Annotated in this window: 13 protein-coding genes; 5 read left to right on the top strand and 8 right to left on the bottom strand. The window is 49.7% G+C overall.

The window, feature by feature from the left end:
* Positions 1-17 precede the first annotated feature (17 nt).
* The 3 genes from CHI14_RS15150 to CHI14_RS15140 are packed head-to-tail and all read right to left on the bottom strand — an operon-like array spanning position 18 to position 3,972.
* Positions 18-818 carry a polysaccharide deacetylase family protein gene (locus CHI14_RS15150; RefSeq protein WP_095289334.1) on the bottom strand — a complete coding sequence of 267 codons (801 nt, stop codon included), beginning with the start codon at positions 816-818 and terminating at the stop codon, positions 18-20.
* Positions 819-829: 11 nt separating this feature from the next.
* Positions 830-1,996: a serine hydrolase domain-containing protein gene (locus CHI14_RS15145; RefSeq protein ID WP_249281124.1), complete on the bottom strand. Its 1,167-nt coding sequence runs from the start codon at positions 1,994-1,996 to the stop codon at positions 830-832.
* 2 nt (positions 1,997-1,998) lie between these two features.
* Positions 1,999-3,972, bottom strand: a complete 1,974-nt coding sequence (locus CHI14_RS15140; protein ID WP_095289332.1) for an alpha-amylase family protein — start codon at positions 3,970-3,972, stop codon at positions 1,999-2,001.
* A gap of 158 nt (positions 3,973-4,130) precedes the next feature.
* Here CHI14_RS15140 and CHI14_RS15135 point away from each other — a divergent pair, with 158 nt between their 5' ends.
* Entirely contained in the window at positions 4,131-5,000 is an 870-nt protein-coding gene (locus tag CHI14_RS15135) for a helix-turn-helix transcriptional regulator (RefSeq protein ID WP_095289331.1), read from the top strand.
* 117 nt (positions 5,001-5,117) lie between these two features.
* On the opposite strand, the gene CHI14_RS15130 is transcribed toward CHI14_RS15135, so the two are convergent.
* Positions 5,118-5,978, bottom strand: coding sequence for an AraC family transcriptional regulator (locus tag CHI14_RS15130; RefSeq protein ID WP_095289330.1), 861 nt, complete (start codon positions 5,976-5,978; stop codon positions 5,118-5,120).
* Between the two features lie 76 nt (positions 5,979-6,054).
* On the opposite strand from CHI14_RS15130, the gene CHI14_RS15125 reads away from it, so the two are divergent.
* The 3 genes from CHI14_RS15125 (at position 6,055) to CHI14_RS15115 (ending at position 11,773) form a co-directional block, all read left to right on the top strand.
* Positions 6,055-6,711: a hypothetical protein gene (locus tag CHI14_RS15125; RefSeq protein ID WP_249281123.1), complete on the top strand. Its 657-nt coding sequence runs from the start codon at positions 6,055-6,057 to the stop codon at positions 6,709-6,711.
* A 31-nt stretch (positions 6,712-6,742) separates the two neighbouring features.
* On the top strand, positions 6,743-10,732 hold the full coding sequence (locus CHI14_RS15120; RefSeq protein ID WP_095289329.1) for a glycoside hydrolase family 2 TIM barrel-domain containing protein: 3,990 nt from the start codon (positions 6,743-6,745) through the stop codon (positions 10,730-10,732).
* A 69-nt stretch (positions 10,733-10,801) separates the two neighbouring features.
* The gene (locus CHI14_RS15115; RefSeq protein WP_095289328.1) at positions 10,802-11,773 is read left to right on the top strand and encodes an alginate lyase family protein; all 972 of its coding nucleotides are present in this window, start codon (positions 10,802-10,804) and stop codon (positions 11,771-11,773) included.
* Between the two features lie 52 nt (positions 11,774-11,825).
* Here CHI14_RS15115 and CHI14_RS15110 read toward each other — a convergent pair whose 3' ends face one another.
* The 4 genes from CHI14_RS15110 to CHI14_RS15095 form a co-directional block, all read right to left on the bottom strand.
* On the bottom strand, positions 11,826-16,340 hold the full coding sequence (locus CHI14_RS15110) for an Ig-like domain-containing protein (protein ID WP_095289327.1): 4,515 nt from the start codon (positions 16,338-16,340) through the stop codon (positions 11,826-11,828).
* A 51-nt stretch (positions 16,341-16,391) separates the two neighbouring features.
* Positions 16,392-17,261 carry a carbohydrate ABC transporter permease gene (locus CHI14_RS15105; RefSeq protein ID WP_095289326.1) on the bottom strand — a complete coding sequence of 290 codons (870 nt, stop codon included), beginning with the start codon at positions 17,259-17,261 and terminating at the stop codon, positions 16,392-16,394.
* A 19-nt stretch (positions 17,262-17,280) separates the two neighbouring features.
* The gene (locus tag CHI14_RS15100; protein WP_095289325.1) at positions 17,281-18,180 is read right to left on the bottom strand and encodes an ABC transporter permease; all 900 of its coding nucleotides are present in this window, start codon (positions 18,178-18,180) and stop codon (positions 17,281-17,283) included.
* 84 nt (positions 18,181-18,264) lie between these two features.
* Positions 18,265-19,827, bottom strand: coding sequence for an extracellular solute-binding protein (locus CHI14_RS15095; protein WP_095289324.1), 1,563 nt, complete (start codon positions 19,825-19,827; stop codon positions 18,265-18,267).
* A 327-nt stretch (positions 19,828-20,154) separates the two neighbouring features.
* On the opposite strand from CHI14_RS15095, the gene CHI14_RS15090 reads away from it, so the two are divergent.
* Positions 20,155-22,503: a helix-turn-helix domain-containing protein gene (locus tag CHI14_RS15090; RefSeq protein ID WP_095289323.1), complete on the top strand. Its 2,349-nt coding sequence runs from the start codon at positions 20,155-20,157 to the stop codon at positions 22,501-22,503.
* Positions 22,504-22,592: the final 89 nt, after the last annotated feature.

Here is a 22,592-nt window from a genome sequence, read left to right as displayed (position 1 = left end):
ACAGCAAAAAATGATCATCAACCGAGCTCGGTCAATTGGCCTGCCGCAAGCTCTACGACGTCCGTTTCCACGCTTATCCATACACATTGTGCAGATGGATTATGAACGATCCGGTAATCTGCCGAGAATCGAAGCTGCCGCAATGCATGCATATAGGAAACAATTTCAGCATTCGTAGCAAACCAGATGTTTTCGTTTCGGGCAACGAGTTCTCCAAACCGATCGACCAGCTCCCAGTTGTTGTCGTTCTCAAATTCATAGCTGTGCCCCCACACATACAGCAAAGCCATCTTGGTATGCCTCTGTTTTAAAGCGAGTAACTGCTGCGCGTACTCCACCATTTGTCGATAATGGCAGGTCGGATGCCATCTCAGGAAGTCTGAAGGCATATTGAACCCGAACTCGTTTGCCGCTGTCCGGGCATACTCTATCCCCAGCGAAGGCAGCATTGAGACAAGCTGGTCGTTATATGTACCAAAAGGATAGCTCATCCCTCGCACAGGATAACCAACCAGAGCCTCCAATCCCTTTCGATCCTCCGTGATTTCCTGAACCATTTGTTCAACCGGCGACTGTTCGAGAAAAGGATGGCTGACGGTATGTGCAGATACTTCATGCCCTGTGAACAGGGGCTGTATCTCCTCCTGTGTAAGAAATCCTTCTTTTCCGAGCGTACCGCTGTTTAAGTGAAACGTGCCTTTGAGACCATATTCATTAAACTTCCCGACTAGTCTCCTGTCATGAATCTGCCCATCATCAAAACTCAGGGTGATGGCCTTATGCACCCCACCCGGAAAGCGATCATATCGAATTCTCATGCCAATTCCTCCTAACGATGGTTCAAGCATGCGTATACGAGATTTCTCAAGCGTGGATGCACATAGGGCTCTTGATTGTTCAACATATGCTGCGCATACATGACGGTCAGCTGAGAAGACGGGTCCATAATCGCCAGAGCACCGGCTGCGCCGCTCCAGCCAAATTCACCAAGCGGACTAAGCGACCCGCTGGTCTGCTTGGTGCAATGGGTCCGAACTCCAAGCCCGTAACCATACCCCGCAAGCTGCGACCACGTGAAATGACTGCGGGTTGCCTCCGTCAAATGATCCGTTCTCATGAGATTCACCGTCTCGGCAGACAGGATTCGAACGCCTTCTGAGCTTGTTCCTTGATGGGTAAGTGCATTCAGAAATACGGCGTAGTCATCCACCGTGGAGTATAACCCGGCACCGCCGCTCTCATATTCCGAACCGATTCGGTAATCGTTCCCCTCCTTGGGAATAGGTTTGCCTAAGGACTCGCTATATTCATACTGTGGAGCCAAACGGCTTTGCTTCTCTTCCGATACCTCGAAGCCGGTATCACCCATCCCGAGCGGGCCGGTTATTTCATCCCGAACATAGGCACCGAATCGTCTACCGTCCACGGCTTCGACCAAGGCCGCAAGAACATCATGGCTTAAACTGTAGCTCCACCTCGCCCCCGGTTCGAACAACAGCGGTTCTTCGGCGATGGCCGCCGCTACTTCGCGGGTTGGCGCTCTTCCGCTTGTGCGTCTTACGACTTCCAGGATTGAAGGGGAACGGATATCATAAGAGAGCCCGGCCGACATGGTAAAGAGATCCCGTACCCGGATCGCTCTCTGGGCTTTCTCCAATACCATTTCACCGCTGGGCAAGGTCACTTTCACGGCCATCTCTCCATATTCCGGAAGATAGTCCGCCAGCGGGTCATTTAACAGGAGTGCTCCCTTTTCTACCAGCTGAAGGGCTGCCGTGCAGGTCAGAATTTTGGTCAGTGAATACAGCCGAATGATGTGCCTGTCGTGGATGGGAATACGTTGTTCCAAGTCAGCATAACCGCTGCGGTAGCGGAAGACCTCTTGATTGCGGTGCAGAACCAATACCTCTGCCCATGGAATACGCCAATCCGTTAAGCGGTCGATAAATATGGATAGCGGTTTGAAGTCCATCGCTTTGCTTCCTTCCTGTCTCAATATCACTCGTAATCGATAACCACCATCTGATGACACTCAAGCTTCGGAACGGTGTAGCTAACCAAACCCTTCTCCCACTTAAAGGGAATGGACTGCACTTGCGGCGCCAAATACACATTCTTCACTTGATGGGGAGTCCGGATGGACACCTCAACATCATATAGGGGGATGATATCCTCAATCACTTCGATCTGTTTGCCACGGCGGACCGGGGACGCATACAGCAGATGATGGACCAGCCTTTTTTCTTGCTTTTGATCCTGCAGGGTAGTTACGCCCTGGGCAGGCAGATCGGTGTTCAGCGTTTTATTAGGCATGAGGCGGTTCAGCGCATACAGGATCGTCTCCTTCAGGATCAGACTTCCTTGGTTCGCATAATCCTCGAACACATTCCAGGCCAGATAGATGCCGCTGGTGCTCTCTACCATGCCCGGTCCTCCATAAACATCGCTGCTTGGCGTATGCTGGTGTGAACAGAAGGTAAAGACATCGCGGTTGAAATACGGGTCTTTCCTGCTTCCAAGCTCCGTTCCGCTGGCAAGTTCAAGCTTCTGGCCTTCCGTATACATGACAAAGGAAGCTTCCCCCAGGCTCGCAGGCTTGAACAACGGATGAAAAAAGTCCGGACGGTATGGATTCACTCCCACATATCTCACTCCGAAATCAATGGCGAAGGACGTGCCATCTTGGTTCAGACCCGACCAGCCTGTGGCGAGGACCTTACCTCCCTGCTGCAAAAACAAATCCAGCTTATCCTTCAGCTCGTCATTCACCGCCACATAATCCGGTAAAATCAGCACCCGATAATTGGTAAAATCATGCTCCGTATCAATCACATCAAATAGGATATTGCCCTCCAGCAGCATGCGTACAGCCCCTGCATCCGAATCGTTCCGACTTGCGTCTTCTTGGGCTTTAGGGTGCACACCCGTTGCTTCCAATGACAACAATGCTACATCCGCAACGTTCACGGCATTCACGCACCATGCTTCCTTACTTTCGACTTCACGGTAAGCCGTACCGATCAATTCATAGGTTGCCGGATCCATACGGCCATCAGGCTGAAGCTGATCCCCAATCGAACATTTTGCACCATTTGCAAGACTGAGAGCGGTTTCATATCGGAGTGCGTTTGGATGCTTATATCCGCCGAATTCTCCCCACGCGGTATGAAATTTCCCGGTCATGCCTAGAAATTCGAATCCGAGCGTTTGTACGTACCTCGCCGAAAGAGGGAAATGGTCATATCCCCATCCACCTGTAGGCAGCGACTCCAATTCCAAATGAGTATTCATTGCAGCCAGGTCACGACGACCACGCTTGATATGTCCACCGTTATGGAAGATGGGCAGACCTGGTTTTATCGATTCCACCGTTTCCTTCACCCTGGCTGTGTAATTGGCATATGTGCTCTCCCAGAGGCTCTTCATGGCTTCCTCGTTGCGAGGGTCATTCCCTTTACGCCGTATGGTATCCACACAGTTATGACAGTAACATTTGCGTATACCCACAATATCGAGAAACAATCCGTCTACATCATATCGGAGCAACACTTCCCGAATCTGTTCGATCAGGATATTGAGATAAGGAGAGTTCATGCAAAACTGATGGTAGCCTGGCTGCATGAAGCCTTCAGCCCAATTCGTTCGATCATTCGTGTCACGGATCAGCCACTCGGAGTGACGGCGAGCTAGCTTTTCATCCAAACCGGCCGAAAGGTACACTGGTGTTTTTACGTTGATCTCATGGGCTGCCTCAATCTGTGCCGCAAGCAAATCGAAGCTTAAACCCGGATGAATCTCATTGGTTTCTGAAGGATGATATGCCCAGCCATGGTGGCACTTGGAGAACACCGTAATCGAGTCGACATACCCAAGCTTCAACATGTCTTGAAACTGCCTTTTGTCAAAACGGTCCCCAATGGGAACTATGGCTTCCGAGGTGTGAAAATCCAGATGGACTTGACGGAATCGCATGATTTCGCTTCCTTTCTCGTTCATATACCCCTAATATAGGCCTTCCAGGATTGAACGAATAGGTGTAAAGACGACTTTTTATAGCACAATTCCGACCATTCGCAATTCAGTGCATGATACAATAAGTGCACCAAGAAGTAATGGAAAGGGCTGGCCTTATGAATTGTCTGGAGCTAACCATCCCCCCACTTCCGCAATTAGTGACGATTGGTCACTCCATCTGGGATCCGGGACAGCAGCACCTGAGTCGTTCGTTTAACTTATATGACATGCTCTTTGTAATGAAGGGCACCTTGTATATGACGGAAGATGATGTACCATTCGAAATCACAGCAGGCTCCATGCTTGTGCTTGAGCCGAACCGTCTGCATGTCGGGCACCGCCCTTGCGAGGAAGAAACGGAAATATACTGGCTCCACTTGGCCCACCCTGAGCCTGTCCGAACGATGGACAGCGGACATATTCCATGGTCGACCCCCTTCACGAAAGGCACCAACCTGGATGTCACTCCGCACCGGCAGGTCATGTACATTCCCAAATTCACAAGCCTGCACACCCCAAGTATTCTTCCCTACCTGCAGCGAATGATGGAGCTTCACCTAAGCTTGTCGCCTGCAACGTCCTTGCCGCTGCAGGGGCAGCTCGCTGGCTTGTTGACCGAACTGCAGTCGGCTATGCGTCTGCAATATGCTCCCCGCTCGAGAATACTGTGTGATCAAACGATAAGCTATCTCGAAGAGCATATTACCCGTCCCTTCGATGCGAAGCATATGGAAGAAACGCTCCATTTCCATGTGGACTATCTCTCCCGCTGCCTGAAGAAATACACAGGGCTGAGTCCGCTTCAATACCTGCACGAGCTGCAGATGAATAAAGCTAAATCTCTTTTGGAAAATACAAGCCTTCCCGTATCCGAAATCGGTGTGCTGATCGGGATAGAGAATGCCAATTATTTTATTCGCTTATTCCGAAAAAAGCTGGGAATGACACCCGGTCAATATCGAAGCACCCGCTTGGGCCGCACCTGACAAAAACAGCAGGAACGTAATCGTCCCTGCTGTTTTGTTATGAGTTCCTATTGTTTTGTTATCAGTTCCGTTCCTATTGTTTTCCTATAAGTACCTGTTGTCTTCTTATCAAAACGTTTAGACGTATTTCTCCCGATATTCCGTAGGCGTGCACAGGTAAATCTTCTTGAACTGGCGGGCGTAATAATTCTGGTCCCGGAATCCGCTCTCTTGAGCCACTTGGAGAATGGACAGGTTGAGATTACGCAGAAGCGTACAGGAATAATTCAGCCTCCGCCGGATCACATAGTCCATGGGCGTCGTTTGGAAGTTCCTTGCGAACTCGCGAAGAAACTGCCTTTTGGACAAATACGCCCTTTCCGCGAGCATATCCAGATTGAGCGGCTCCTGAAAGTGTTCCTCCAAGTACGTAATGGACTCGGCGATTCGTAGCGCTTTATTCTGAGGCCACCCGTTGTTCGCCACATAATAACGGGAAAGCACACCCATGAGTGCCGTAAAGTAGGAGCGGATCAGCATTCGGTAACCTTCCGGCTTCTGATCATGCTCATCCAGAATGACATCCAGCAGACCGGTGACCTGCCGCAGCTGTTCATCATTCAAGGTAAGCATGCCTTTGAAGTTCATTTCCTTCCGGTAGAACGGCTCGAAATAAAATAAAGCCTGGAAGCCGGCCATCAGCTTCAGTTCCTGCAGCTGAGTCATCTGGTCAGGATGAAACATGACATTGACGTACTCGATATGATCCACGTCTTTATAGCCGTGGGACACATTGCCATGGATGAAGAACACCTGCCCGGCAGAGATCGGATACTCCCTTCCTTCGATAATGTGCGTTGCGGTACCTCCAAGAATGACAACGAGCTCGGAATAATCGTGCTGGTGCACATCAAAGTCATGAGTTAGAGGGCATTTCTCGATGCGAAAAATAAAATCCGTTTCCAGCCCCAGTTCCAGATAATGGCTTTTTCTATTCATGTCGCTATTATGCTAAAGAAGGTCACTATCGTCAAGGAATTCTGAAGCCAATTACAGTAACATGGGGATAAAAGACATGAAACTGAGGTGGCTTATGTACCGCTATCATTACCGTGCGCAGTGCCGCGAGAATATGGACCTGAAGCAATTGTTCCGCGAAGCCTTACCAGAACTCCAAATCCAGATGCAGGAACTCGGGGCCCGTCAACTTAGTCTGTTCCATTTCGGAACACAGCTGTTTCTTTATTATGAAAGTCCAGCTCAGTCGGTTGATCCTCATGATCTCTTCGCTCACTGTGAAGACGCTTTGGAAATCTGGCCCGGAACGAGCAGTGCTAGAAGGTGGGTACCGATGATCGATATTTTCCACTATCACAAGTCGGTCAGCGAGCAGCAATGGTTAAGACAAAACGCTTCGGCCCGGCCTTATGCCAGAATCGCCCATCTCAAGCCGGATCAAGTCGCCAGTTATGTCTTTTACCATTACCAATACCAGGAGGAGAAGCCGGGGGATGGCGATAAGTTCGGAATAATTGCCCTGCATGAGAATCTGATGTTCTTCTACTCGGAAGATCCGGCAACTATCGAGAAGCCGTCCTATTCAGGCAAACTCTCCACATCCCATACGCCGCTTGATTGGGCGGGAACGATGGAGCCTCACTTCATACCCTGGGATTCGTCCGATGAGAGTTCCCGGATCTGGCTGGAAATCCCGCTCGTTATCCGGGCATAACGAATGTCAAAACGAAAGGAGTATTCCTACCATGCGAACTCAATATTGCTTAAACGGTGAATGGAATTTCATGCCTTTGTATGAGCAGGGCACTGGCTTCGAGCTTCCTGCAGAGCTGGTTTACGAAGAGCAGAAGGTTCAAGTTCCCTCCAGCTGGAGAAGCTCCTACGAAAGGCCTCCCGGAAAGAACTTCGGGATCATTCCCGAGTACGAATATGCGCCTTATGATGTATTTCAATATCCGAAGGAGTGGGCGCAAGCCGAAGCGGGAGTTCTTCACCGGTCATTCCGGGTGCCTTCAGCCATGAATGAACCAGGGACACGGTTCTTCCTCCGTATGGACGGGATCATGCAAAAGGCTGCTGTGTATCTCGACCATCATCTCGTGACCATGTGGGAGGATGGTTACCTGCCTCTTCTCGTGGAAATTACCGAACTGGTCAGAAAGGATACGGAGCACGAACTTCATGTAGTCTGCGGCAGCTTTGACAAGGTCGAGATTCCTTCAGGTCAACAGAAAATCACGGGCCTTGCAGGCTCGTGGTTCGGTTCGATTGCCAGAGGGATATGGCAGGACGTATATCTGGAAAGTCGGCCGGAGATTTCGCTTGCGGATGTAACAATCCAAACGTCGGTACGGGAGAATCGGCTGGAAGTAGATGCTGCAGTAAGCCATCCCTTGGCTTCCTCCTTGAAAACATCCCACAAGGCTATTCTTCATGTGCGCGAAAACGGTGATTCGACGTCCTCCATTCTTCAAGCTGAAACTGATGTGTTAGCCGTGAGCAGCCAAGGGGATTCGAGCCGACTGACGTTCCGCCTGGATTGGGAGGACGCCAAGTACTGGAATCCCGAGCAGCCTTTCTTGTACAGCTTGGAGCTTGTGCTTCTGGACGGTGACCGGGTTATCGACCGGGTGGAACAGCCATTCGGCTTCCGTGAGATCTGGACCGAGGGTTCGCAGTTTATCCTTAACGGTACGCCCATGAACTTGCGCGGTGACTCCTGGCATTTCCAGGGTGCCATTCAACAAACGCAGGAGTACGTACGCACATGGTATGGGATGTGCAAGGAGGCCGGAGTTAACTGTGTTCGGCTGCATGCCGCGCCTCATCCGACCTATTATCTGGATATCGCCGATGAGATGGGCATGCTGATTGTGGATGAAACAGCCATCTACGGTTCGAGCAAATCCATGCCTGCAGATCATCCCGCTTATATCGCGAACTGCACAGCCCATGTCCGCAGACTGGTAGAGCGTGACCGAAATCATCCGTCCGTTATCCTGTGGAGCTTGCAGAACGAGATGCGCTGGGTGGACGGCCGCGATATATTCAAGCAGCATATGCCTTCCATGATGAATCTCATTCGCGAGTTAGATCCTACCCGCCCGATTATCGCAGAAGGCGATAACCGTCTCCTCCCCCAAGAACTCACGGAGGTGGAGAGCAGGCACTATAACATAGATGGCACTATTGACGCGTGGGATCGCAAAGCACCTCTCGTGTTCGGCGAGCATGGCGGCTGGTGGTATGTCTGTCCGCAGAACAGCAGCATGTACGTAGGCTTGGCCGCGTATCGAAACACGGATGAATGTATCCAAGGTCTGGCCGAGAAAGAGCGGCTGTTCGTGGAATATGCGAGGCGGCAAGGCGTTTCCGGAATCTCCACCTTCAACTTCGCCCATTATTTCATGCGGGCCATGCCGGAGCGCGATATTGTGCTTCCTCCATCCGTTCTAGATACGCCGGGGCCGAAACCAAAAGTCATTCCGAAATACGCGCTAACGCTGAATAACGGTCTTCTTCCGAAGGAATATCCGCTCTATATGAAGAACCCGTCCTTCCCAATCATGGAAGCCTCTTTCAAGCCCGCTACCATGATACCGGCAGAATACAATCGTTCCTTCTTCGATGATGAGCCCATTTCCAGAAGCTTTGATGTCTATAACGATACATTCCATTCAAGCCAAACTCGGATTGAATGCGAAGTACGCCAGGAAGGCAGACTCCTTCACCATGAGCTCTTCCTATTCGACCAAGAACCTGCGGATCATGAGATCGTGACCGTAACCTGGAAACCTGAGCCTGTTAAGGATGTAACCGCTATACACGTGCATGCTGTAATGTTTCACGATGACAAGCTCGTTCATGAGCTGAATTTGCAGTACAAATTGTATCCCTCACATTATAAAACCACCCCTGTCTCTATAGGCCGACCTGTGGCCTTCATAGGTCGGGACGAAGACTTCGATCGGGTAAACGTCCTTGTCCCGGAATGCAGACGAATCCGGCTTGAACAGCTTGGTGAGCTTTCCCCCAATCACCTCGTCGTTGCAGGCAGCGGGCTGGAGGATGAGGACGGTCAACTGGAGATTGCTCTCCAAAATTATGTACGGATGGGCGGGCGTCTTCTGCTGTTGGAGCAGCTCCATCTGTCTCTGGGTCATTTGACGATTTCGCGGCAGGATTTCATCCGTGCGCACGCGGGCAGCTATACCCATCCCATCCTTCAAGGCTTGGACAATGATGATTTGATGTATTGGGACGAAAAGATCCGTGAGGATGGCCCCCATCCTATCATCCACGCCGCTTTCGAGAAACCGATCAAGGGCCACTTCAATATGATCTTGGAATGCAGCGCAGGGGATTTTGGAGATGGCGGAGATCTGTGGTCACCTCTTCTGGAATACCGGGACGGCAGCGGCCTCTTCATTGCTAATCAATTGCAGCTCATGGAGCATTTCAATACCGTCCCGGCGGTCTGCTGCTTGCTGCGCAACATGCTCGCTTATGCAGGAAACGTCGAAACGATATCGGTCCGAACGGGGGCATGGGTTGAACCGGGAGGAACAGCAGAGCATTTCCTGCGGTCCCTTGGCCTTTCCTTCGACGTGCTTGAGAATATCACGAGCAGCCTTCTTGCGACATATCAACTTGTTGTCGTGGAGCCAAACCTTCTGTTAGATTCGAATTCCATAGCACTGTTGAACGAATATGTTCGGCAGGGGGGTAAACTCGTCATCCTTCCCGCTGCTCCAGGTCATGAAGCCGCCCTATCTGCTCTGTTGAAGCGCCCTGTCTCGATCCTGAAGCATGAAACGTACCACTTGGAGGCGAATTACGATAGGCCTGTGGTCCAAGGATTAAGTCCGGTTGACCTGTTCGGTTTCGACAAGGTTTTTCTCTCGCCCAGAGAAGTTGTTAATCGTCCCTTGGCCTCTTACAGTCTGGATACGACCGGTGCAACAGTACTATGTGCAAGCGTAGAAGGGACAGCATGGAAGGATTATTTTGTGCATGGGCATACGTCGGAATACAGCAGGCTGGCATTGGTGGAGTTAAACCGGGATCAACAGCGTCCTGCCGGGAGTTTCGTACTGCAAGCGGAACAGGAACAAGGATGTATCATTTTATCTCAACTGCTCCTTGAACCGGATTCCGCCAAGTCTATACGCTTATATAGCCGACTTTTGGCCAATCTGGGGGCTACCATAGACGACGGTCTTCTTCACAGCTCCAAAACAGACGCGCACTGGTCGATTGAAAAGGTCATGGCACTGCCTTGCAAGCCGTGGGTCAATTACGAGGAAATGAAGGCCTATTATACGGATTCGGAATTCTCGCTGAACAATCTGGGCGAGGGGCTCTACGGCTGGATGCTCAAGAAAGAGCGAAGCTCTTCAGACGGTGCCTTTCTTATCCAAGACCCTGGGGATGAGCACTGGTTCCTCAGCTGTTTCGTTCATGTATTGGACCCTTCATGTAATCCAGTCGAGGGTACCCTTCGAGGTAAGCTTCAAGTCAACACAAACTGCGAATATGAGATTTATCTGAACGGGTGCCGTGTTCCCGATCCGGAGAGGCATATCGAGCTGCGTGCTGGCATTAATCGTCTGATCGCCATCGTGCAAGGAGCAGGTGAGGACATCCGGTTCGGTATGGTATTTAGGAACGCAGACGGTTCGTACATGAGGCATCTTCGATATCGTCTGACCTTGGATGATGTAGAGCCCAAATAAGTTTACTTTTTCGTATCTACTGCGATAAGGATATTGATAGATCATTCCATTTCAAAAGAGGTGGGTTCCATGCATATAAAACATCCGACTGCACTTGAAGTTCTGCTTGATCAAGCAAACGAGAGTCTATCTGCGAACAGCCATACGATTGCCACATGGGAGATTCCCGGATTTTACCAGGATACTGAGGGGCACACGCTCGCGAAGCGGCGGATGGAAAAGGACGCCCAGACGGCCTATACGACTGCACTGGCCTACCGGCTGACAGGAACAGCTGCTTATGCAGACAAAGCGAAGGAAATCATCATGGGCTGGGCAGTGGTTAATCGGGAAATTTCAGGTGCGGACGGACCGTTGGTATCCGCCTATCTGGGGGTTGGACTCCTTCTGGCGGCGAATGAAATCAAAGAATACGTGGACTGGAGCGAAAAGGAGCGAGAAATGTTCACCCAATGGATGACCCGGGTGTGCCTGCCGGAGTGGGATCGAATCCCCCTCCGCAACAACTGGTGGAGCTGGAGTCTGTATGCCCAGTTAGCGCTGTATCGTTTTATGGAGGATAAGCTTCATTTGGCAGAAGAGGTGACCGCGCTCAAAGAACATCTCGACCACTCCCTCTCCATCGAAGGATTCATTCCGGAAGAAGCATCCAGAGGCAAGCATTCCCTTTGGTATCATTATTTCGCTCTCGCTCCGGTAACGGCTGCCGCCAAGCTCGTCCTGGACACGACGGGAGAAGATCTGTTCCGCTGGGTCTCACCGGGAGGTAAAAGCCTCAAGTATGCCGTCGAACAATTCTTCCATTATGTCAACGGACATCTGAAGGAATGGCCATATGACGATAATCCGATCTTCCCGGCACAGCTCTCTGGCAGCACATGGCCCCTCGATCTGGTCGAGGCGATGGCGAACATCTATAAGAATCCGGACTTTGAACGTTTTGTCGCCCCTTACCGTCCGATCACAGGCAATATTAATATGAACAGCGGCCATTATCATGCTTATGCCTGGATCTATCCTGAGCTGCAATTTCAACGTTAGCTATAAGAAAGAAGCCTTTCCGAAAATGATCGGAAAGGCTTTTTTCTGTCGTCTATTCTATTGTTACAGCCTGCCCATCCCGAAGCAGATAGGCTGCTGCTTCCTCCGTAATATGTTTGCCGCTCTGGGCTTGAACCTCATGGAGGAACGCTTCCGTATTCCCATTATCCAGCTTCTTGAGCAGGCTGTTAGCAATCCCGCCATTATCAATCCAGGACTTCTCCCGAAAGAGGGTTACCAGCGCTTTCAGTGAGCTGACATCTGCATAAGTGGAGAACGTCACAACCGCTTCCTGTTCATTCCCCGCTTCGTCTGTGGCGATTACTTTGAAGGTGTGAGCTCCCAGGGGTAGCATATAGAGAAGCACCGCCGCTCCCTGCTCGATCTGCTGATCATCAAGCCTTGCTGTACTCTTCAATTCATCAACCCCAGACACCTCATCGACAGCAGTCCATGACAGATTCAGGGACTCCGCACTTGTATAATCTCCAGCAAGCGGCTCTGCCACCGAAATCATGGGTGCCGAAGCATCCAGATTAAACTCCAGCGATTTCGCTTCCTCCGCGTTTCCGGATGAATCCAGTGAACGGTATAGAATAGAATAACGGCCATCCTGACTGAAGGTCAGGGAGTCCTGATAGGCCAGCCAGGTATCCCCTCCATCCAGACTATATTCTGTCGATGCGGATGCAGAAGAGTCTTCAGAAGAATGCAAGACAAGGGTTACAGGCTGTGTATACCATCCATTCATTCCGTCCGGTTCTGCCGGACTCATGACGGCCGTGGTCTCTGGAGCAGTCCGATCGGTATCGATCAGGGAAAACTGGATGTCATCGAACCACATTTCGCTGAACCCGCCTACATAGAAACCTACCATTCCAGATGGATTGTGCTTGGTATCCGCCCCTTCAAGTCTAAGTTCCCCGTTTACGTACACGCGGATGTCGGCACCTTCGACCCGAATGCGGATCGTATACTCCGTATCAGGCTTCAGATCCTCATCAGGCAGCTTCGTGGTTTTCAGAGCTGTCCATGCTCCATTGTAAAGAATCCATTGTGAAGTGCCATCCGCCAGCTTCTTGTATGCAATTTTCCCGGATGTGCTGGAGACGGAACGATCATATACATATAGAGTTCCCGTATCCGGCATGACCGCCGGCGTCTTCAGCGTGAAGGTAAGGTCATAGTCGGTATATGTCTTCGGATGAAGGGCCGAGGCGCCTTTGAGAATTTTATACTTTTTGTTGCCATCCACAGTTACAATACTGCGGTTCGGGTCCACCGGCCATCCGTTCGCTCCCGAATCGAAATCCGTAAAGTGCATCACATCAGATACCTGAATGCGCACAGATGCTGATGCTTCCGGGTTGGCGACTGATGTGACGGTGATATCTGCCTCGCCTTCCGCCAAAGCAGTTACCATTCCATGTTCATCCACAGCGGCAATTCCCGGTTGGGAGGTATGAAAGATAACCTCCTTATTCTCGGCATCAAGCGGATCAAATTGAAATTGCAGCTGCTTTTGTTCCCCCTTGACCATGTTGACATGGCTCTCACCCAGCAGCAAACCGGATACTTCCCTGCTAGGAACCGTGAATTTGATGTCATCAAACAGGAGCTCACTGAAACCCCCGGCATAAAAGCCAACCTGGCCGGACGCATTGAATGTCGAATCACTTGCCTTTAGCTTCAGCTTGTTATCCACGTATACACTAATCTCCGGACCCTTAACAATAACTTTCATGTTATAGACGGTATCCGGCTGCAGATCAGGTGCAGCCAGCGTATTCTGCTTCACTGCAGCCCAGGCCGCATTGTACAAAAGCCAGGCAGATGTTCCGTTTGCATACTTCCGATAACCAATTCTGCCGCCGCTTCCGCCAGAGTTCAAACGGTCAAACACATAGAATGTGGCATCATCTGCAATGACTTTCGGCGTCTTCATCTTAAAAGTCAGCTCATAATGGTTAAACTCATTCTCGTTTAGCGTTGTTGCTCCTTTAACGAGCTTATACATATGGTTGCCGCCTTCAACCTCGACAATGCTTCGGTTCGGGTCTGTCGGCCAGCTGTTCCTACCGTTTTCGAAATCGGTATAATCGATAATGCCATCCCCAACTTCCACAGTAACCTGAACCTCATCCTTTAAGGTCGGGTTGTCAGCAGACACGGCTGTAATCGTAGCATTCCCTATACTAACACCCTTCAGCTTGCCGCTTGGATCCACCTTAACAATCGAAGGGTCGCTCGACGTGTACTGAATAGCGGGGTTCGTTGCGTTCCAAGGAATTACTGCGGAATACAGAGCGAATGACTTTCCAATCCCGATGGTTACGCTTTCGTTATACAACTGGATTCGATCCACAGCAATGTGATCCGGAGCCAGGTATGGACCGGCTTTCCCCTGAATTCCCATCTCGCTGAAAGGGATGGCCGGGAAGCCAGGGATCTTTTGGAACACTTCCGCATCCGCCTTCAAATTCAAATCCCCATTCGCCAGATTAACGAAGCCGGGATCATGATCCGTAATCCAGTTGTTCGCATACTGGAGCAGGTTGCGCTTGTCATTTGCTCCCTGATTATTGGTGCCGCTTAATTTCCTCGTCGGGTTATAGATCACATTGTTCTGAAACGTGTTGGTATCCGGATAATACCGGTTCTCCGTGAAGAAATCCGCCAGTTCCGGGTATTTCTCCATATGCGGTGTACCTTCGAAATTGTTGTTCTTTTCAAACAACGCCTTCCATTTGGGCATATAGTTTTTGGATATTTGCTGATCCGGTTGATCGCCTAGATACATGTCCGAATATTCATACGGTACCTTGGCATCAATAAAAAGATTGTTCCGGGTCTTGATATGGGCACCGCCGTTATTAAGAATGGCATCGTTACCCATGCCGTTAAATATGTTCTCTTCAATGGTAATGCCCATGGTGAAGTTATCCGGATATACCCCTTGAACCCCTGCCTTGCCTTCACCGATATTGTGGAAATAATTCCGGCGGATCACCGATCCCCGTTCCTGAGGCGACTCGCCCAGATTCATATAGATGGCGCCGAGGTCCGAGAAGGTTTTGCAGACGTCATAAATGTTGTTGTATTCAACGAGATGATCATTGCCAAAGATCAGCATTCCCGGATGGGGAGCGTCATGAATTTCGTTGTGGGAAACCTTATTCCCCGCACCGGTCAGGAAGATGCTCGGATTATAGGCTTTATGGTAATAAGCAAAATCATGGATATGGCTGTTCTCCACGACATTGTTTCCTGGCTCAAGCGTCTTCTTATCTCCACCATTCAGAATCACCCCGGTCCCTCCGATGTGATGAATATGGGAGCTGATCACCGCATGATTCACTCCGTCCACTTTGGCAAAGTCGTTATACAACCAGCGGCTCTGCGTATTAATCAGTACGCCCCCATTGGAGAAATTACGTATTTCGCAGTGCTCCAATCGGACGCTGTCACCGCCCATAATAACTGCTGCGGAGTCCCGGCCATTCTCCAGGATCAGGTCCTCAAAGGTCACATGCGAAAGATTGTTCGCGTTGATCATCGGTGTTTTAAGCATCGTAACCATGATCTCAGGATGATCACTTTCAAAGGCAGCCGTAGGCATGAAGTAGAGTACGCCCTGCTTCCGGTCGATGTAATATTCACCTGGCATATCGATCTCCTCAAGCAGGTTCTGGGCAAAATGGAAGTCCGGGTACCAGTTGGTAAACAGGCCGCTCATCTCTCCGTATGCCAAGGTAATCGTCTTGTTGCTTGTATCGATGGATGCCACTTTATTGTACGACCATTCCCAGCTGTAACCGAATATGCCATCCAACCAGATGTCATCCGCTTCTTCCCAGAGATCCGGTCTTTCGTAATTGTAGGTAAAGGTCCCGCCGCGTGTCTGCAAATCCGGATCATTGCGGGTAGGTCCGGGATCCGTGATGGTGCCCATCTGGACCGTTCCATTGTTTGGCCAGCGGGCAAGGGTCATGCCTTGACCTTCAACATACAGCTCCATCGGCGGAACCTGACTGACGTCATTGGCTTTGTAATAACCATGCCGGCTCATTACACCGTAATCGGTGATGCCTTGAGCTTTCAGGTCTGCCTGCAGAACCTTCGTTCTGGCATCCGCACTGATGATCCGGTCCAGGACATTCGTGTCCGTTACCGGAGAAAACCAGCTTTTTTGAAGCTCCAGACCGCCGTTTAACCGCACGCTTTCTCCTGGATAAGCCTTGTAGGTTATCCGCTTATTCTCCGTACCGGAGTCCTGCTCCTCCAGAAGAAAACTTTCGCTTCGATTGTAGGTGCCGCCCCTTAAATAGACCGTCACACCGCCTTCAGGCAGCCCGGAACCCTTCTTCAATTGCCGGATTGCATCCCTGGCCTTTTCAAGTGTACGGAATGGAGCGGCTTCCGTTCCCGGATTCGAATCGTCACCATCATTTGAAATATAAAAGACAGCACCAGGGTTCACCGCATCTTCCGCATTCACTCCCGTAACCGGCAGACACCCCACCAACAAGACCAAGATTAATGCAATAATGATCCGTCTCCTCATCATCTTCGGAAATACCTCCCTTATAAGATCAATCAGATAAAATTCGAATGACCACTACCCTTTTACAGACCCAATCATGGTTCCTTTTTCGAAATATCGAAGCAGGAAAGGATACATTACGATTACCGGCAAGGAGCTGACAATGACAGCCGCCATTTTCAAGCTCTCCGGCGCAGGCGGGGTTGCAAGCGTCGCCGTAGTAAACGGGTCGAGCTTGCTCTCGATGAGGATCTGGCGGACAACCTGCTGCAGCACGAATTTGGATGAATCGGTGACGTAAAGCAGATTATCCATAAACGCATTAATGTGGTAAACCAGATTCCAGAGCCCGATCGTCACAAGAGACGGAATGGACAGCGGGAGCAGGATACGGAACAGAATTCGCAAGTCCCTTGCCCCGTCGATACGAGCTGCTTCGATCAGCGCATCCGGAACGGAGCGGAAAAACGAGATCATCACAAGCACATGAAAAGCATTGGCAGCGGATGGCAGCACATAGACCCAGTGCGTGTTAAGCAGATGCAGTTCTTTGATTAATAGATATTGCGGGACAATCCCGCCATCGAAGATCATCGTGAACAACAGCAGCATGATCAGCAGCCGCTTCATGGGCAGATCGGGACGGGAGAGCGGATAAGCGGCGCAGATGGTAACGAGAAGTGTTAAGGCCGTCCCTACGACCATTCGAAACAGCGTATTCGCATATCCTGACCAGATTAATGGATAGTCCAGAAGCCCGCGGTATGCTTCCCACTCGAAATCCCGAGGATAAAAATGAAATCCGCTTCGAAGTGCTTCTCCCCTACCGCTGAAGGAGACGGACAGGACATGAATGAACGGGTACACAACGATGAGTGCCAGAATGGACAAAATAAGATAGATCATGGCGGGGGCAATGAGCTCTTGCCATCTTTTTATTTTCATGACTGTCTTCCTCCTGCCTTTACCATAGACCGCTCTCGCCGCGGCTCAATTTTCGCACGGTCAGATTAGCCCCCAGAATCAGCAGGAGCCCCACCAGCGATTTAAACAAGCCAATGGCCGCCGTGTAGCTGTACTGAAACTGCTGCAGACCTACCCTGTAGACATAAGTATCGATGACGTCACCCGTTTCGTAATTGACCGGGTTTAACAGATTGATGATTTGTTCGAAGTTTGCGCTTAGGAAACCACCAAGACTCAGGATGAACATAATAGCGACCGTGGGCATAATGGATGGGATATTAATTCGAATGATTCGCTGCCACCGATTGGCTCCGTCAATGACGGCCGATTCATGCAGCTCCGGGTTGATCGTCGCCAAAGCAGCAAAGTAGATAATCGAGCCCCAGCCGATATCCTTGAGGATCGAAGAAATGACCACAATCGGACGGAAATATTCCTTCTTTCCCATATAAAAGACAGGTTCCCCTCCAAACCACTTCACAATTTCCCCTACAACGCCGGACGTTGGAGAGAGAAAATAAATAATCAGCCCGGACATGACGACCCACGATACGAAATGAGGCAAGTACATGGTTGTCTGGATGAACCGCTGGAAATACCTTGACCTCACCTCGTTAAGCAAAATTGCCAGTATGATTGGTGCGGGAAAAGCAAAGATCATCTGATACAAATTCAGGAGCAGGGTGTTTTTAAGTAATCGATAAAAATCCCCATTCTGAAATAATTCTTGAAAATGGCGGAATCCGACCCACGGACTTCCCCATATCCCGTCGACGACCCGGAAATCCTTGAAGGCAATGACGACTCCATATAAAGGACCATATTTAAATACGACGAAGAATGCGAAGGCAAATAGAAATAATAAAAACAGCTCTCCGTGTTTTTTTATCGTTTTCATGGCGCACTTCCTTGTTAAACCAAACCGCCAGCCCTCCCCGCAAGGGATGATTAAGCCCTCACGGGTGGCCTAGCCAAGTCAGGGTTATTTTTTGAATTGTGCTTGGTACATTTCATTGGCTTCCTTCGTTAATTCATCGCCGCCTTTTGCCTTCCATTCCGTTACGAATGTATCAAAATCAGTCAGAGGAATTTCGCCGCTAATGATTTGTGCGAAATATTTTTGCATGAGTGACGTCAATTCCTGTTTGTATTTTCCGTCCGAAGGCAGCACAGAGAATAATAGCGCATCGGTCCATCTTGGAGCAGATGAATACGTTTTGACCGCTTCATTCAGCTTCGGATCGGAATATTTGTCCCGATAAGCCTGAGTGGTAATGTTACCAAAAGAGAATAGACGGATTCCCAGTTGATCACGCTGCTCCTGCTTATCGAATCCAGGCAGGAATGTAGTCGCCCCCGAGGTAGCACCGCTCTCAGTAAAATCCCATTGCTCCCCCTTTACACCAAGGCTGGTCATATTGATGGTCTCTTCATCATTGCTCTGTGCCTGTAGAATTTCGAACAGCTTCTCAAGCTTCTCAGGCTGATCCTTGACTTTGCTGCCGATAACCAGGAAATTGCTCTTAATTCCCCAATCCCATGAGCCGTCACCGCCAGGGCCCTTCGGATTTTTGGAGAATGCCATCTTGGCATCCGGATTCAATGCCAGCATTTCCTTGACTGTGGCAGATTCCGGCAGAGCGCCTTTGCTGATCTGCTCTTCAATGACGCCGATCCGGTTGTTGTACAGTTTCTTACGATATGAATCCTGTGTATCTGTAATAAATTCCGGATCGATGACCCCATCCGCATACCATTTCCGCAACTTCGCCAAGGCTTCCTTGGTCTCCGGCATGATCGATCCATTTACAATCTGACCATCCCTCTCCATCCACATGGTCGGCTCCACACCGAATGCACCGAAGATGGAATAGAACCCGGATGACCACGTGGACGTAGCCGTTCCTGTCAACCCGTACGTATCCTTCACACCGTTACCGTCCGGATCCTTTTGTGCAAAGGCATAAACGGCTTCCTCGAATTCATCCAACGTTTCGGGGACTTTCTGAATGCCAACCTGATCCAGCCAGTCCTTACGCCACAACATCCCGAGATCGTAAGGCTTCAAATCGATAAACATCGGGATAGCCCACAGCTCGTTATTAACGGTAACGGTCTGAAAAAGCTCTTTCTTTTTCTCAATATCCGCGTAATACTCCGGCATTTTCTCCTTCAACATGTTTTGATCAATGCTCATTAACACGCCCTGATTTTGGTAAGCGATTACATTAGAAGGATCACCGAGCATGAATATGTCTGGTATATCCCCGGAAGCGATACTGGCGTCCGTTACCTTCACGGGTTTGATTTTTACATTAAACTTCTGCTCCAGCCACTTCTGAACCTCCGAGTCATTGACTACTCCATCTGCGGCAAAGTGAATGCCCCAGGAGATTTCGATTGGATTGGAGTTTTCTCCCGGCGTTTCTCCTGCATTTGAACTCGGGCTTGAGGTGTTCGTCTCGGAAGTGCATCCGGTAAGCAAGCTTGCCGTTAAACTTACAGCCAGTAAGATAACGCTTACAAATTTGATTCTTTTACTCAAAAGAACCTACCCCCTGTTGTTGGATTGGTTTTGGATTCGAGAATCCCGCATCCTGCATAACGACCCGGCCGGGTATTGGAAGCGGTTTTTACATACTTAAAATTTAAGCTTTATACCTTCCGTCACACAATCCTCTCATTCCATTTTTTTTATGTTTTTGGCTTCAGAAGCCGCGTAGAGCCACTGACGTTATTCCGTTTTTTGTATGTTTTTCAATTTCGATCTGTTCTAATTCAGCTGGTGTGATATATAATGGACTGCACAACTGTTGAGATCATCGAATTTTATTGTAAGCGCTACCACACCTGAGGTAAGGAGGGGATTGCCATGAGGGGACTTTTAGCCATGAAAAATAACTCCATGTTCGTGAAACTGCTCCTATCGATGACTGCCATAGCTTTGATCACTGTTGTTCTCATTTCTTCGGTCACTTACATGATTTCGGCTGATAACAGTGTCCGTAACGCCATCGGATATAATGAATCTGTCTTGACTCAGCAAAAGGAGCTGATTCATAAGGAGCTGACCACCATCGGAAATGCGGCCAATAGTCTGCTGATGGCTCAATCCTATGTGTACCATACCATCGGAGGCAAGCTCTCTGTAAGTTCATTAATTGATCTATCCACTCTTGTAGAAGAGCAAAAAAAGCTCAGTCCTTACATCGATTCCATATATCTATACTACGCCCCGCTTGAACTTGTCCTGACATCACGTCCGGAGATAAAGACATCTCCTATATCCGACTTTGCTGACCAGTCCTGGCTGGATACCTTAAATCAAGACTCATCATCTCGTACCGTCTGGTTAACGGGAAGATCAAATGGATTTTCTCCGGATCATCCTGCGACCTCCCTGATTCAGAAAATGCCACTGATTGGCCAAGTGGAGGGCGCGATCATCATTAATTTGAATCTGGATCGACTCTTCGCTGACTACTTAAGTCATTATAATAGTAAGAAAGGCACCATCATGGTGATCGGTCCGCAAGGTGAACCCCTCTATTCTGATGCTCATGACAGAGAAGCACTCCTTCAGCAGTGGGATGCCGAACAGATAACATCGGACAGCGGCTACTATATTGGCGATTCTGATCAGATCGTATCCTACACTGCATCGAATATGACAGGCTGGCGATTCGTCGATATTACCGAACGATCCGTCCTTCTGCAAGGCATGAACCGAATTAAAGTCCTCATTTGGACAGTCGCCATCCTGTATATAACTGCTTCTGTTGCGATCTCCTATTTTTTATCGAGAAGATTATATCGCCCGCTGCAAAGTGTGATCTCCTATATTGTAAGCTCTGAAGAATCCGAACGGCGCGACAGATCCGGCGCTCCCAGCAGCACGGATGAAGCCGGCTTTATCCGTCATTCATTTGAGCAGATGACACGGAACCGCGATATTTTAATCAAAGAAAAGCTAAAAGTAGATGAACTCCTCACCGGAAATCGCACGGCCATTAAGGAAAAGTATTTGAACGATCTCATTCTGGGCAACGTTCCAGAAGAAGCACCAAACAGACCCGACCATGCGGCAGAGCTGCTTGGACTACAGCTTGATTTCAATCGTTTTGCCATCCTGACCCTTGAACTCGAGGAGCATCAGCCTTTGAGGGGATCTGAGGATATATTCCATTCCCATCTGCTCCAGTACGGTCTGATGGAAGAGCTGGGAAAGGATATCGATGGAGAGATTTTTGTCAAAGACAGCAGGCATACGGTCATCCTTCTCTCCTTACATTCGGGTGCCGATGATACCTTTCCTGTGGAACAAGCCAGAGGACTCAAATCATATTTTCTCAGTCGTTATGGGATCTCTGTGACGATCGCTGTCAGCCGCATTCACTCCGGAGAACAAGCCGTGCGTACAGCTTACAACGAGACTCAAGAGGCACTAAATATGAAAATCTACATTGGGAAGGGCGAAATTCTGCCCTATTCGATCCTTGATGAGTGGAAATCGGAAGAAGGTACCTACTATTATCCGTACGAACTCGAAACGAAGCTGCAGCAATCCCTGCTGAAGACGGATAAAGAGGAATGTACTGCCGTGATCCGGGCCATCACCCAGGAGGTGCTAAAGCAAAGGCTGGGTAAGGCCAATATTCATCAGCTGTATGTTCAATTGAGCGGGGAACTGGTTAAAACACTCGTCCAGACTGGCGGCGAGGTGACCGCTGTTATCGGTGAAGGATCGTCCTATACCGATGCTCTTGCACGCGCAGAAACCGTTCAGGATATGGAGACATGTGTGTTAACGATCTGCAGCAAGATCATCGACTATCACCGGGAGAAGCGCTCCAAAATGACGGATGTGACCCTTCAGCTGGCCACCGAATTCATGGACAACCATTACAATAAGAATATCTCCGTGGATAACGTGGCCGAACATGTAAAACGCAGCTCTTCCTACCTGGGTCGCATCTTCAAAGAGTCAACGGGCATGACGGTCAATGACTATCTCATCCAGCTGCGCATCAAGCGTGCCATGGAGCTGTTGAAGCAGACAGACTTCTCCGTTGAGGAGGTTTGCCGGGAGATCGGATATGCAAACGTCAGCTATTTTAACAAAATATTCAAGGCCAGAACAGGACTTACCCCGGGGCAATTTCGGCACCAACATGCGGCAGACCAACGGTTAACGCAGGGAAAGGGGCCAAAGACATCCTAATTCGGTCAATTTCCGAATGAAGAGTCGACCAGGCCCACCCTCAACACGCCGTTGTTCTTGGCTTTCCGTAAAGAGCGATATATCACTAA

Source organism: Paenibacillus sp. 7516, assembly GCF_002272715.1.
GTDB lineage: Bacteria > Bacillota > Bacilli > Paenibacillales > Paenibacillaceae > Paenibacillus > Paenibacillus illinoisensis_A.
Note: the sequence above shows the minus strand (reverse complement) of the source record. Positions and strands in the feature narration are given on the sequence as shown.

Bases quoted from the DNA above. Each gene is read 5' to 3' on its own strand.
- CHI14_RS15150 (WP_095289334.1), bottom strand. From the start codon at position 818: ATGAGAATTCGATATGATCGCTTTCCGGGTGGGGTGCATAAGGCCATC.
- CHI14_RS15140 (WP_095289332.1), bottom strand. From the start codon at position 3,972: ATGCGATTCCGTCAAGTCCATCTGGATTTTCACACCTCGGAAGCCATA.
- CHI14_RS15135 (WP_095289331.1), top strand. From the start codon at position 4,131: ATGAATTGTCTGGAGCTAACCATCCCCCCACTTCCGCAATTAGTGACG.
- CHI14_RS15130 (WP_095289330.1), bottom strand. From the start codon at position 5,978: ATGAATAGAAAAAGCCATTATCTGGAACTGGGGCTGGAAACGGATTTT.
- CHI14_RS15125 (WP_249281123.1), top strand. From the start codon at position 6,055: ATGAAACTGAGGTGGCTTATGTACCGCTATCATTACCGTGCGCAGTGC.
- CHI14_RS15120 (WP_095289329.1), top strand. From the start codon at position 6,743: ATGCGAACTCAATATTGCTTAAACGGTGAATGGAATTTCATGCCTTTG.
- CHI14_RS15115 (WP_095289328.1), top strand. From the start codon at position 10,802: ATGCATATAAAACATCCGACTGCACTTGAAGTTCTGCTTGATCAAGCA.
- CHI14_RS15110 (WP_095289327.1), bottom strand. From the start codon at position 16,340: ATGATGAGGAGACGGATCATTATTGCATTAATCTTGGTCTTGTTGGTG.
- CHI14_RS15105 (WP_095289326.1), bottom strand. From the start codon at position 17,261: ATGAAAATAAAAAGATGGCAAGAGCTCATTGCCCCCGCCATGATCTAT.
- CHI14_RS15100 (WP_095289325.1), bottom strand. From the start codon at position 18,180: ATGAAAACGATAAAAAAACACGGAGAGCTGTTTTTATTATTTCTATTT.
- CHI14_RS15090 (WP_095289323.1), top strand. From the start codon at position 20,155: ATGAGGGGACTTTTAGCCATGAAAAATAACTCCATGTTCGTGAAACTG.